The sequence below is a fragment of the Kluyvera ascorbata genome (genome assembly GCF_023195735.1).
Lineage (GTDB): Bacteria > Pseudomonadota > Gammaproteobacteria > Enterobacterales > Enterobacteriaceae > Kluyvera > Kluyvera ascorbata.
Genome location: NZ_CP096201.1, coordinates 4,402,633 through 4,414,840 on the forward strand (window position 1 = coordinate 4,402,633; position 12,208 = coordinate 4,414,840).

10 protein-coding genes and 1 tRNA gene are annotated in these 12,208 nt (G+C 47.1%); 4 read left to right on the top strand and 7 right to left on the bottom strand.

The features are described from left to right. Positions 1-54: 54 nt before the first annotated feature. The 6 genes from MY052_RS21020 to MY052_RS21045 all read right to left on the bottom strand — a co-directional run bounded on the left by MY052_RS21020 (position 55) and on the right by MY052_RS21045 (position 5,828). A complete protein-coding gene (locus MY052_RS21020; protein ID WP_248537811.1) occupies positions 55-1,236 on the bottom strand; it encodes a PP_RS20740 family protein in 1,182 nt (393 codons plus the stop codon). A 1-nt stretch (position 1,237) separates the two neighbouring features. After that, positions 1,238-2,890 (bottom strand): hypothetical protein, encoded by a 1,653-nt coding sequence (locus MY052_RS21025; protein WP_248537812.1) that lies wholly within the window; start codon positions 2,888-2,890, stop codon positions 1,238-1,240. A 1-nt stretch (position 2,891) separates the two neighbouring features. After that, positions 2,892-3,589 (bottom strand): IS1-like element IS1B family transposase gene (locus MY052_RS21030; protein ID WP_095033700.1). Its coding sequence is split into 2 segments (ribosomal slippage): positions 2,892-3,340 and positions 3,340-3,589, totalling 699 coding nucleotides; the frame shifts between segments, so codons are not numbered across the junction. 33 nt (positions 3,590-3,622) lie between these two features. Beyond that, positions 3,623-4,066 carry an ATP-binding protein gene (locus tag MY052_RS21035; protein WP_248537813.1) on the bottom strand — a complete coding sequence of 148 codons (444 nt, stop codon included), beginning with the start codon at positions 4,064-4,066 and terminating at the stop codon, positions 3,623-3,625. A gap of 9 nt (positions 4,067-4,075) precedes the next feature. Further along, the gene (locus tag MY052_RS21040) at positions 4,076-5,320 is read right to left on the bottom strand and encodes a DNA cytosine methyltransferase (RefSeq protein WP_248537814.1); all 1,245 of its coding nucleotides are present in this window, start codon (positions 5,318-5,320) and stop codon (positions 4,076-4,078) included. Positions 5,321-5,743: 423 nt separating this feature from the next. Then, positions 5,744-5,828, bottom strand: a tRNA-Leu gene (locus MY052_RS21045). Positions 5,829-6,103: 275 nt separating this feature from the next. Here MY052_RS21045 and MY052_RS21050 point away from each other — a divergent pair. The 3 genes from MY052_RS21050 (at position 6,104) to ahr (ending at position 8,792) form a co-directional block, all read left to right on the top strand. Further along, positions 6,104-7,117, top strand: coding sequence for an HNH endonuclease (locus MY052_RS21050; protein ID WP_248537815.1), 1,014 nt, complete (start codon positions 6,104-6,106; stop codon positions 7,115-7,117). Beyond that, positions 7,117-7,698, top strand: a complete 582-nt coding sequence (locus tag MY052_RS21055) for a class I SAM-dependent methyltransferase (protein ID WP_248537816.1) — start codon at positions 7,117-7,119, stop codon at positions 7,696-7,698. The genes MY052_RS21050 and MY052_RS21055 overlap by 1 nt, the downstream gene beginning before the upstream one ends. Positions 7,699-7,772: 74 nt before the next feature. Further along, positions 7,773-8,792: an NADPH-dependent aldehyde reductase Ahr gene (gene ahr / locus MY052_RS21060; RefSeq protein ID WP_248537817.1), complete on the top strand. Its 1,020-nt coding sequence runs from the start codon at positions 7,773-7,775 to the stop codon at positions 8,790-8,792. Between the two features lie 43 nt (positions 8,793-8,835). Here the strand turns inward: ahr and MY052_RS21065 are convergent, their stop codons facing one another. After that, positions 8,836-10,473 (bottom strand): dihydroxyacetone kinase subunit DhaK, encoded by a 1,638-nt coding sequence (locus tag MY052_RS21065; protein ID WP_248537818.1) that lies wholly within the window; start codon positions 10,471-10,473, stop codon positions 8,836-8,838. Positions 10,474-10,607: 134 nt separating this feature from the next. Between MY052_RS21065 and MY052_RS21070 the strand changes: the two genes are divergently transcribed. Next, positions 10,608-12,107 carry a helicase HerA-like C-terminal domain-containing protein gene (locus MY052_RS21070; protein WP_248537819.1) on the top strand — a complete coding sequence of 500 codons (1,500 nt, stop codon included), beginning with the start codon at positions 10,608-10,610 and terminating at the stop codon, positions 12,105-12,107. Positions 12,108-12,208: the final 101 nt, after the last annotated feature.

The following is a 12,208-nucleotide window of genomic DNA, read 5'->3' on the forward strand; positions in this document are numbered from 1 at the left end:
TAAACTACGCTCAAAAATGTAAAGGCATCCCCCAAAGAGATGCCTTTACATATGTCATGCTAATATACAGCTATAACCATATTTCTCATTCATATATCTTTTATAATCGGATACATCATAGCCACAATACTTAAGCATTTCCATCATTTGATTTGCATATTTTTCCAACTCATCTGGCTGTCCGTCCAAATAATCATCAACATCCAGGCTATTACTTAAACGATTTATTGCAGACATTGCTACACTATCGAACACAATGGGTTCAGCTTTATTTTTTGCATTAACAATGTTAATCAAATCTGGAAGAATGCTTTCTTCTTTTTCGAAAGAAAAAACAAAGGAATGCATATCACACTCTCTGTTAAATAAATCGACTGAGTACTTAAAACTACTTTTAAGCTCAATTTTATTTTCTCTAGCAATAGCTGACTTCAGTATCCATAGAACTAAACAAATTTGTAATATTTGATTTAATAAAGATTTATTTTCAGCACTTTCTATATTATCGATAGATTTCATGCAATCATATGCTTCAGAGAAGCATTCTTTGATTTTTTCGCAAATAGCTCCACCTTCCATCACTTCTGAAATAACAGCATGGAATTTTTCAATAACATTACGGTTAGAGCTATCTCTATTTAATCTTGTTGTGATACACAATAACCATGGAACGCCAATAACACGCTGCATTTGATATTCTAGAATTAAGTGAATTGGCGGTAAAGTTTTCTCAGTTAGAACATTATTGCAGAAATCAAGATTAATAAAATGGTACGTCCCGAAGCGTTTTATTCTTGACCATGCTTCAGAGTTAGGTTTATTAAGATCCTCAAAATTAAAATAATCTAATCGAGATTGTTTAGAAATATCATCCTTATCTAATAATTTAGATAATTCACCTTGAGCCTTTTTATAGTCATCAGAATTATTAATAAAACCATGAAAACCAAGTTTTTTCCCCGAATAACTCGAGGTTTCTTGCAAGCCTTTATATATATAATTTATGTCAAGTAAATCCCCACCAGGCAAACCAAAATAATTTATAACCTCAACACTTTTATATTTATTAAGCCTAACTAAACGAATTAAGTGCTCAACCCATTGCTTATCCCTTATGTATTGTTTTCGTGGCTTGTGCCAAGGCATAAACTCGTTTTTAGGTTGTTGAGATACTTTACCTAAAACATCATCTGGATTAAAAAGTGAATTATCATCTTCAAAATTATAAAGGCTCATTTTATACCTCAACACTTAATACTTCAATTAAGTCTAAAACTAAGCTTTCTTGTTTTTCAACTGTTAGATTTTCTAAAAGATTATATGAATCTAGTATTTGCAGGATAGCTTCAGAACGAGATATTAAATTTTTCTGTTTTACTTTTTGTTTTTTGTTTGGAACAAAAACCTCATCTAATTTAGACTGGGATATTATAAAACTATCGAAGACTTCCTCTAAATTTCTCGGTATCAACCCATCATTTTTAAATTCACCAGTGTTCTTCCCACTCGCCCCATCAGAAAAACCGCTTCCATCATTTAAAAGAACAAGACTGGCTCTTTCATCTGGGTCTTTAAAGTTACTAATATAAGACCTTTCGACAATCTTACTTAGTGATTCGGTAAACGCATCCTCAATATCAGTATTTGCTGTAGTTCTTACTTCTCTTTTGATTTGCTTATATCTATTTACAACTTGTCTTATTGCACTATGCAGCCAACGCATAACAATTTTATAATGAGGATGCGCAATATTGAACGATTCGCGATCAATATTTAAAGCAGAATCTAGGCCCTTGCTAACAAATATTTCCGCAGTAAGTTGACTTTTTATTGTATGTTCTGCAACTTGATGCTTCATAAATGTTTCATCAAATAGAATTCCTGATGCATCGTGAATTCTTATTAATGAACCATTGTGATCCTTAGGACTAACTTTTGGGGACCATAATATATATGCTTCAAATTCTAAGGCACCACCGGACTCTGTAACATCAAAAGATGATAAATTAGGCTTATACTTCCCAATGAACATGATCGGCTTCTTGACCATTGCTTTTGATTCTGGAAGGTCTGTGTATTTAATAGGCCTAAATAACTTAACTCCATCAACATACACATTAAAATCATATTTTCTGTTATGCGAAGAAAAGCCTACAATATCACCTATTTGAGTCTTTTTACTTTCATCATCAACGATGATGCGATCAGCTTGCCCCTTACTTTTATTACTTAAAACATATACATCTGGCATTTCATTTAGGTTTATTCCGAAAGGGTGTTTTTCAATATATTCCAACGGAATTGATAACCCTAACGTCCAGATCATATTTAAATAGTTATCCAAAATTAAATTCAATTTAGGACTTACTGCATTTTTCGTTTTATTTAATATAGCTTCGTAGAGATTTAAGAATTTTTTTTCTGAAGCAGTACTTTCGTCCCAAGGAAGTGATGGTTTTCGATCTTTATCATCGGTATATGTATCGGTACCATCTTTATCACTGCAAAGATATCCAACATGAAAATCAGGTAATATTGCTTTAGAAGAGTCTGATTTATCATCATTCTCATGTTCATCATCATCAGGAACAGTTTCATTCTCGGTCTGCCCCCATATATCAACACTTCGTAACTGATCTTTTGTGCTTTTCTTTATGTTATGTAATAAAATGTCAGTTCCATGTGCATCAATATTTTTTGTTTTTTCTATCCATATATCAACATTTCCTGTCTGGAAACTTTTCCCTCTATCATCATCTAATTTCTTATTATTTGGAATATCATCAGAATAATTGAACAGCCTAACTTTCGCCCTCAGGTAATAATCATTCCCTTTCTGCTTTGTAATTATCTCAAAATCTCTTGTCAGCTGAGCCGGTAATGACTCCAACTTATTGATAGTGTTTTATGTTCAGATAATGCCCGATGACTTTGTCATGCAGCTCCACCGATTTTGAGAACGACAGCGACTTCCGTCCCAGCCGTGCCAGGTGCTGCCTCAGATTCAGGTTATGCCGCTCAATTCGCTGCGTATATCGCTTGCTGATTACGTGCAGCTTTCCCTTCAGGCGGGATTCATACAGCGGCCAGCCATCCGTCATCCATATCACCACGTCAAAGGGTGACAGCAGGCTCATAAGACGCCCCAGCGTCGCCATAGTGCGTTCACCGAATACGTGCGCAACAACCGTCTTCCGGAGCCTGTCATACGCGTAAAACAGCCAGCGCTGGCGCGATTTAGCCCCGACGTATCCCCACTGTTCGTCCATTTCCGCGCAGACGATGACGTCACTGCCCGGCTGTATGCGCGAGGTTACCGACTGCGGCCTGAGTTTTTTAAATGGCGGAAAATCGTGTTGAGGCCAACGCCCATAATGCGGGCGGTTGCCCGGCATCCAACGCCATTCATGGCCATATCAATGATTTTCTGGTGCGTACCGGGTTGAGAAGCGGTGTAAGTGAACTGCAGTTGCCATGTTTTACGGCAGTGAGAGCAGAGATAGCGCTGATGTCCGGCAGTGCTTTTGCCGTTACGCACCACCCCGTCAGTAGCTGAACAGGAGGGACAGCTGATAGAAACAGAAGCCACTGGAGCACCTCAAAAACACCATCATACACTAAATCAGTAAGTTGGCAGCATCACCAGCTGAGCCACACTAAATAAACCAATTCCTATTTTTCCTATTAATTTACGTTTTTTTATAGCACTTAATGAAGTATCATCCTCATCAGTAACCTTTAATGAAATACCTTTTTCTGTTCTCTTTGCACTTCCACCAATGTGGCGAAGCATATTAACTAACGTGTTTACTGACATTCCACTTCCGTCATCACGTATCGTCATTGAGTTAAAACGCGGAACATCCGTATCAACATACACATTTTCTGCATCAGCATCATAAGCATTCGAAATTAATTCACGAATTGCAGAACCCGGCAATCGATAAATACCATCAGTGACCCTGGCTAAAACTTTATCATCAGTTTCTAACTTGGTAGATTGAAGAATCCCTTTACTTATATTTGTTATAAGTTTTTGTTCAATTTCAATATCTGAAGTTGTCATAGTCCGACCTTAATAAGAGGAGTCTATCTTTTTTAACATATACCCTAAAGCTTCACCAAGCAGTGGTGGTACTGCATTACCAACCTGTGTATACCTAGGACATTCTTTAGTTCGTCGCTCACCACCTGTTGTATATTTTCCCAATATATCAAAATTATCCGGGAACGATTGAATTCTCGCCATTTCTCTAACTGTCAATATTCTAGGCTCAGAGTAATGCAGAAGATCATCAGGTAATGTAGTTAATGTTTTTGATGGTTTGTTAGGATTTAACACTGTTATTGCTTGTTTTTTAGTGCCTACCTGAAGCCGCATATTATCATTAAGACTAACTCCCGGCTCACATATTTCTTGAATCAACTTGAATTTATTGATAGTTTCAGGTTTATGCCTTGCTAATCTCAAACTATTTGGTTTTTTATTTAAAGAATTTTTTCTTATATATTTCAAGTATGCTGATTGTTTTTCAGGGGAAATATAATCGATTTTTTTGAACCCATTTGATGCACTACCTGAATGATGAACCAGGTTATTATTACTGATGAGAAGATCATCGATAGCATCGCTAACACTTATAGGATGCAGAGGTAATTGTTTACTTATAAGAAAATCATTACGTAAATCCAACAACGTATTAAAAGGATTTAGAGCTAAGACATCATTATTAATAATATCTTTTCTTATGCCAACCATAATAAATCTAGTTCTACTTTGTGGAACACCAAAACTAGAGCTACAGACAAAGTCAGTGAATATTTTATATCCTATTCTTTCTAACTTTTCCTTTACTATTATGGAATATGGTTTTCTTACTTCCTCCCCAGCAATCGCCTTAAAAGAAGAATTAAAACCTCTCACATTCTCAAGTAAAATATATTTAGGTCTGATAATATCAACCATCCTAACATATTCATTTGACAGTTTATTTCTTGGGTCTTTTATGTCTCTTCGACCCGCAAGTGAAAATCCTTGGCAAGGAGGCCCTCCAGCAATTAGATCAACATGCCCCTGTAAGAGTAGTAAGTTTTCTTTATGATTTACGAGCAGATCCTGAATTGTTGTTTCTTTCTTCGGTAACCATGTAGGCCAATTAAAATGAGAGTGTTTACTATCAACTAGATTGTGCCTAAACGTTGAAAATGCCATTGGATCTTTTTCAACCGCAAATAGCCCTTTCCATCCCGCTTGCCCTAGACCCAATGATAGCCCACCACATCCAGAAAAGAGATCAATATAGATATTTTCTTTTTTCATTCCAAAATCATTTAACATTTATAATGATTCTCATCCTACTCATTTTAATAATATTAAAGTTACAATCAAAAGAAATAAAATAATAAATTCTATAATTTCATAATAAATACTTGCATCATTTCAACCTGAATATACACAAAATACTTTCTAGTTCAGTTGGCAGTAAATGTCAAGAGATAAATTTATTTTTTCCGTACCGCAAGTTTCCATAAATGCTAAAACCAATCATGTTCATAAAAATTTAGCCAAATCAACGTAATGCTATAATGAATTAAACAAAAATGGGTCAATTTAACCCTACATGGAGGTTACAAAATAAGATTAAAGACACAATCGGAAATGGAAGTTGATTTGGGTGTAACCATCTCAGTTGAGAGAAAAATAAAAAAAGCCACCTGAAGGTAGCTTTGAGTTACATATCAATGGTGCCGAAGGCCGGACTCGAACCGGCACGTATTTCTACGGTTGATTTTGAATCAACTGCGTCTACCGATTTCGCCACTCCGGCACGGAAAGGTATGCGGAAAACGTTGTGGATTATACCTGTCACGCGCCACCATGCAAGCGTCAGTAACCTACTCTCCCACTAAGTGTCTAAAAAAACATCGCCTCCCCCTCAAAACCCTTAACTACCGCTAACTCCGCCCCCAGTCAGCGCTTTTTCCCGGAATCCACCTCGCAAAAAAATGCAACGTGACCGGGTCGGTTTACATTTGCCCTCGTTTGATATGAGATCGCGTTACTGAATCTCGTAACAACGGCCATTGTGCTCAGGGCATCGCTATGCGCTTCTATCAGGTTGAACCTACGCTGGAGAACTACTGGCGCGGGATTATTCTCTTCGGCAAAAACGTCGCGTCCTATAAGTTCGCGCTGGCGCATGCGCTGTACGATCTCAAACCTGAAGGCAGCGATCTGATCTTGCTGGACGATCTGGCGGTGCCGTTCAGCGCTCATCTCTGTCGCCATCTGCAACATGCACCGAAGCAGATAACCTCGCGTAGCAGCCAGTTTATTGCCGCCTGTTCGCAGTTCAATGCGGGGGAAATCACCCGCGATGCGTTAACCGCCATTACGGTGCGTCAGGGGTTCAACAACGTGATTGATGCCTTCCACAATGTGAATCAGGGCGAGATTGAGAAACGCTTTTTTATCGATGAACGCAAAACCCATAAAGGCATCCGCCTGACGGAGAATTTTTACCGTCTGGGTGAGCGGCTGCAGTATCAAAACCTCAGCTTTGAAACCAACGCGCGCTGGAGTCTGGTCGAGCAGGCGTGGGCGATGAATATCTCCAGCCAGCTTATCAACATGGAGTACGACGGTAACGATCAGATGCTGTTTAGCCGCAGCAGCGATCGCCGCGTGGCCATCTCGAGCTGTCGCGATAGCCTCAACGGCTACCAGAAGGGGCGCTGCTTCTACTGCTATGCGCCCATCAGCCTGAAGCCGGACGATGAACAGTTTGCTGACGTTGACCACTTTATCCCATGGAAGGCGCGTGAGCAGGTGCGTAACGTGAATGGCGTCTGGAATCTGGTGCTGGCATGTAAGGAGTGCAACCGGGGCGAGAAAGGCAAGTTCGCGCGTCTGCCGTCCCGCAAGCTGCTTCAGCGCCTGCACGATAGAAACGAGTACTTTATCAATAGCCACCTGCCGCTGCGCGAAACGTTGATTCGGCAAACCGGAACAGCTACGGCACTGCGCGAGAAATTCCTGGCCACCAGCTGGAATGATGCGCTACAAGTCCTTTTTCACCAATGGGAACCTGCCGCACAGGGAACGGATACTTTCTGATGACGCTTGAATATTACCAACACCACGCCGACGATTTTTTTAACTCGACGGTAAACGTTGATATGTGTTCGCTCTATACGCCTTTTCTGGAGCACGTTCCAAAAGGTGGCTGGATACTGGATGCCGGATGCGGCTCCGGGCGCGATAGCAAAGCGTTTTTACAGCAGGGCTATCAGGTTGAAGCCTTTGACGCGACGGCTGAAATGGCAAAGCTTGCCAGCCAGCATACCGGGCTCTCGGTTAAGCAAATGACCTTTAGCGACGTCAATGCCGTTAATCGTTACGACGGCATCTGGTGCTGTGCTTCGCTGCTGCACGTCAGCGCTACCGAGTTGCCGGATGCCATGGCAAAACTGGCGCGGGCGCTTAAGCCTGGCGGTATCTGGTACGTATCCTTTAAATATGGCGACGGCGAGCGGGTCAAAGATGGCCGCCATTTTACCGATCTTAACGAGCAAGGGTTGAATGCTCTGCTGACAGAGCTTGCAGGCATCACGCTTGTCGGTCACTGGATAACGGAAGACAAGCGTCCCGATCGCTGCGAGATGTGGTTAAACGCACTGTTACATAAGCGCTCTTAATCCCCCCTTCCGCCAAGCGCCCCGTCCCCACATGCTCTACACTCTCAGTTCAACACCACACTGAGAGATACACGATGTCCATAATAAAAAGCTACGCCGCGAAAAATGCCGGGGCAGAACTGGAAGTCTGGGAATACGATGCCGGGGAGCTGCTGCCGGAAGACGTTGAGGTGAAGGTAGATTACTGCGGGATCTGCCACTCGGACCTATCGATGATCGACAACGAATGGGGGTTCTCTCAATATCCGCTGATTGCTGGCCACGAGGTGATTGGTCACGTGGTGGCGCTGGGCAGTGCAGCGCAGAGTAAAGGGCTGAAGATTGGTCAGCGCGTGGGCATTGGCTGGACGGCACGAAGCTGCGGCCACTGCGATGCCTGTATCAATGGCAACCAGATTAACTGTACCGAAGGCTCGGTGCCGACTATCCTCAACCACGGCGGCTTTGCCGATAAGCTGCGTGCCGACTGGCAATGGGTTATTCCGCTGCCGGACAACATTGATATCGAAACCGCAGGCCCGATGCTGTGCGGCGGGATCACCGTCTTTAAACCACTGCTGATGCATCACGTTACCGCAACCAGCCGCGTGGGGGTGATTGGGATTGGTGGTCTGGGGCATATCGCTATTAAGCTGCTGCGCGCGATGGGCGCTGAGGTGACAGCGTTCAGTTCCAATCCGTCGAAAGAGCAGGAAGTGCGGGCGATGGGTGCGGACCACGTGGTTAATAGCCGTTCGCCGGAAGCGCTCAAAGAGCTGGCGGGCCAGTTTGATCTGATCATCAACACCGTCAACGTCGACCTGAACTGGCAGCCGTACTTCGAAGCGCTGGCCTCGGGCGGCAACTTCCACACCGTCGGTGCGGTGCTGACGCCGCTGCCGGTACCGGCATTTACCCTGATTGGCGGCGACCGCAGCGTCTCCGGTTCGGCGACGGGTAACCCATTCGAACTGCGTAAGCTGATGAAGTTTGCTGGCCGCAGCAAAGTCGCGCCAATCACCGAGCTGTTCCCGATGTCTAAAATCAACGACGCCATCCAGCACGTGCGTGACGGTAAAGCCCGTTACCGCGTGGTGCTGAAAGCTGATTTCTGATGTCACTCCGGCGGCGTTCTGCCGCCGGTTTTTCTCTTCGTTGTTAAGCTTTTGCGAAGGCTTCGAAGACTTCCGCGACGGCAACGGCACCTGGGTCCGGCACGCCGTTCAGGTTGTCACTGTTCACGTACGACGCGCGCCCCGCTTTCGCTTTCTGCATCGTCGCCGTGCTGTCAGCGCCCTGCTGCGCCGCCGTAATCGCTTCTGGCAGTCCCTTATCTCGCAGTGCTTCCAGCGCTGGTTGCAAGGCGTCGATTAACGTACGGTCGCCGGGTGCGGCACCGCCGTAGAACTTCATCTGCTTTAACCCCGCCAGTAGCGCATTTGCCAGCGGTTCGCCCTGTGTCAGCGCCTGCCCGGCGGCGGTAAAGAACAGCGACATCAGCACGCCGCTGGAACCACCCATCACGGTTGCCAGACGCTCGCCAATCAGCTGTAGAAGCTGCGCCGGGTTGTTCAGCGGCAGCGCGTTCTGCTTAAGCAGCGTGGCGATATCCTGCGCGCCTAGCGCAAAGGTGGAGCCGGTATCGCCGTCGCCCACTTTGGCATCCAGCGCGTTCAGGCGGCTCTCTAACCCCAGCAACGTCTGGGTAGCCTGTGCCACCAGCGCATACACCTGTGGGTTCTCCGACGGCTGCGCTTCCAGCGCGTCGTGCACTTTGGCATGCGTCAGGGTTCTCAGCGGCGCAAAGGCCACCGCTTTTACCCAACCGCTGGTCTCTACGTCTGCCAACAGCGCCTCTTCAATGGCCTGATTCAGGATGATTAACGATAGCGAGAAGCCCTTCATATCGAGCGAGCTGACCAGCGTCGCCGGGCCAATCAGATAGGCTATCTGCTCGCGCAGCACGGAATGCGCCAACTCTTTGGCGAGCAGCGCCATCTCAAGCTCCGACACGCCGCCCAGGTTGTTGATCAACACCGCCACGCGGTTATCACCCACAGAGACTTTCAAGGCCTCAACCAGCGTGCCGATCAGCTGTTTGCTGTTATGGCTGCTGACCGTCGAAGCACCGGGCTCACCGTGAATGCCAAGTCCCAGCTCTACCTGGTCGGGCTTGATGCGATCTTCGGTCTCACCGCCGGGCAGATTGCAGGTCTCCATCGCCAGTCCAAGGCTGAACACGCCGCGACTAGCCTGTTGAGCTATCTCGTGCACTTCGCTGAGCGATTTCCCCTGTTCAGCCGCGTAACCCGCCACTTTATGCACCAGCGCCGTGCCCGCAATACCGCGCGGCTGTTTGTTATCCGGCAGCGCAACGTCGTCGGCGACAATCACCATCTCCACCTTCAGGCCGTAGCGCTTGGCCTTCTCGGCGGCGAGGCCGAAGTTGAGGCGGTCGCCAGTGTAGTTTTTGACGATCAGCAGGCAGCCGCGATCGCCCGTTACCGCCACGATGGCGTTCAGCACCGCATCGACGCTCGGTGAGGCAAAGAGATCGCCGCATACCGCGGCGGTGAGCATGCCCCTGCCAACAAAGCCCGCGTGCGCCGGTTCATGGCCAGAGCCGCCGCCGGAGATAATCGCCACCCGGCTTTTATCCCAGTCGCTGCGGGCGACGATACGAATCGCCGGGTCGATATCCAATCGCACCAGGTTCGCGTGAGGTGCGGACAACACTAAGCCTTCAAGCGCATCATCCACAAGGTATTTGCGCTCGTTAAAGAAGAATCTGGACATAACATTCCAAAAAAAAGAAAACCGTATGCAAAGCATAGTCCGCACTGGATAAAGCGCCGCAAAACAGACAATTTACTGCCGCGAGATGTCGTTGTTTTGCCTATACTCGACGCAGAATAAATGGAGGATTACCCATGAGCGCACCCTTGCTTATTGCACGCACCCAGGACAAGCAGTTTGAACTGCTGCCCAATATGGCCAACCGTCACGGGCTGATTACCGGCGCCACCGGCACCGGGAAAACCGTTACCCTGCAAAAGATGGCCGAGTCGTTCTCGGAGATTGGCGTGCCGGTCTTTATGGCAGATGTCAAAGGCGACCTGACCGGCGTGGCAGAGGAAGGTCAGGCCTCTGAAAAGCTGATGACGCGCCTGAATAATATCGGTGTGACCGACTGGGAGCCGCATGCTAACCCAGTGGTGGTGTGGGATATCTTCGGTGAGAAAGGTCACCCGGTTCGCGCTACGGTCTCAGACCTCGGTCCGCTGCTGCTGGCCCGCCTGCTGAACCTTAACGAGGTGCAGTCCGGGGTGCTGAACATTATCTTTCGCATCGCCGACGATCAGGGCCTGCTGCTGCTGGACTTCAAAGACCTGCGGGCCATCACCCAGTACATCGGCGATAACGCCAAATCCTTCCAGAACCAGTACGGCAATATCAGCACCGCTTCCGTCGGTGCCATCCAGCGCGGGCTGCTGACGCTGGAACAGCAAGGTGCCGAGCATTTCTTCGGTGAGCCGATGCTCGATATCAAAGACTGGATGCGTACCGACAGCAACGGTAAAGGCATCATCAATATCCTCAGCGCTGAGAAGCTCTATCAGATGCCAAAGCTCTACGCAGCCAGCCTGCTGTGGATGCTCTCCGAACTTTACGAGCAGTTGCCGGAAGCGGGCGACCTCGAAAAGCCAAAGCTGGTGTTCTTCTTCGACGAAGCGCACCTGCTGTTTAGCGATGCACCGCAGGTGCTGCTGGATAAAATCGAGCAGGTGATCCGCCTGATCCGCTCCAAAGGTGTGGGCGTCTACTTCGTGTCGCAGAACCCGTCGGATATTCCCGATGCGGTGCTGGGTCAGTTGGGTAACCGCGTGCAGCACGCGCTGCGTGCCTTTACGCCGAAAGATCAGAAAGCGGTGAAGACGGCGGCGCAGACCATGCGGGCCAACCCGGCGTTTAATACCGAGCAGGCGATTCAGGAGTTGGGCACCGGTGAGGCGCTGATTTCGTTCCTCGATGCCAAAGGCAGCCCGTCCATCGTTGAGCGAGCGATGGTTATCGCACCGTGTTCACGCATGGGGCCGGTGACCGACGACGAGCGTAACGGTCTTATTAATAACTCACCGCTCTACGGCAAGTATGAAGATGAAATCGACCGTGAGTCGGCGTTCGAGATGCTGCAAAAAGGAGTGCAGAACAGCGCGGGCCAGGCGGATGCGCCGCCAGCCAAAGGACAGCAAAGCGCTGATGACGGCATCCTTGGCGGGCTGAAAGATATTATCTTCGGTACCACCGGGCCGCGCGGCGGCAAGCACGATGGTCTGGTGCAAACAGCGGCGAAAAGCGCCGTGCGTCAGGTGACGAACCAGATTGTGCGTGGGATGTTGGGTAGTCTGCTGGGTGGGCGGCGACGTTAGTTCGTCATCGCCGGTTTGCCGGATGGCGGCGTAAACGCCTTATCCTGCCTACAACTCATAGCCCGTGCGAGCGCAGCGACCACGGGATAGCGCCGATATTC

Excerpts from the sequence above, each read along its gene's own strand:
- MY052_RS21020 (WP_248537811.1), bottom strand. The coding sequence starts at position 1,236 with ATGAGCCTTTATAATTTTGAAGATGATAATTCACTTTTTAATCCAGAT.
- MY052_RS21035 (WP_248537813.1), bottom strand. The coding sequence starts at position 4,066 with ATGACAACTTCAGATATTGAAATTGAACAAAAACTTATAACAAATATA.
- MY052_RS21040 (WP_248537814.1), bottom strand. The coding sequence starts at position 5,320 with ATGAAAAAAGAAAATATCTATATTGATCTCTTTTCTGGATGTGGTGGG.
- MY052_RS21050 (WP_248537815.1), top strand. The coding sequence starts at position 6,104 with ATGCGCTTCTATCAGGTTGAACCTACGCTGGAGAACTACTGGCGCGGG.
- MY052_RS21055 (WP_248537816.1), top strand. The coding sequence starts at position 7,117 with ATGACGCTTGAATATTACCAACACCACGCCGACGATTTTTTTAACTCG.
- ahr (WP_248537817.1), top strand. The coding sequence starts at position 7,773 with ATGTCCATAATAAAAAGCTACGCCGCGAAAAATGCCGGGGCAGAACTG.
- MY052_RS21065 (WP_248537818.1), bottom strand. The coding sequence starts at position 10,473 with ATGTCCAGATTCTTCTTTAACGAGCGCAAATACCTTGTGGATGATGCG.
- MY052_RS21070 (WP_248537819.1), top strand. The coding sequence starts at position 10,608 with ATGAGCGCACCCTTGCTTATTGCACGCACCCAGGACAAGCAGTTTGAA.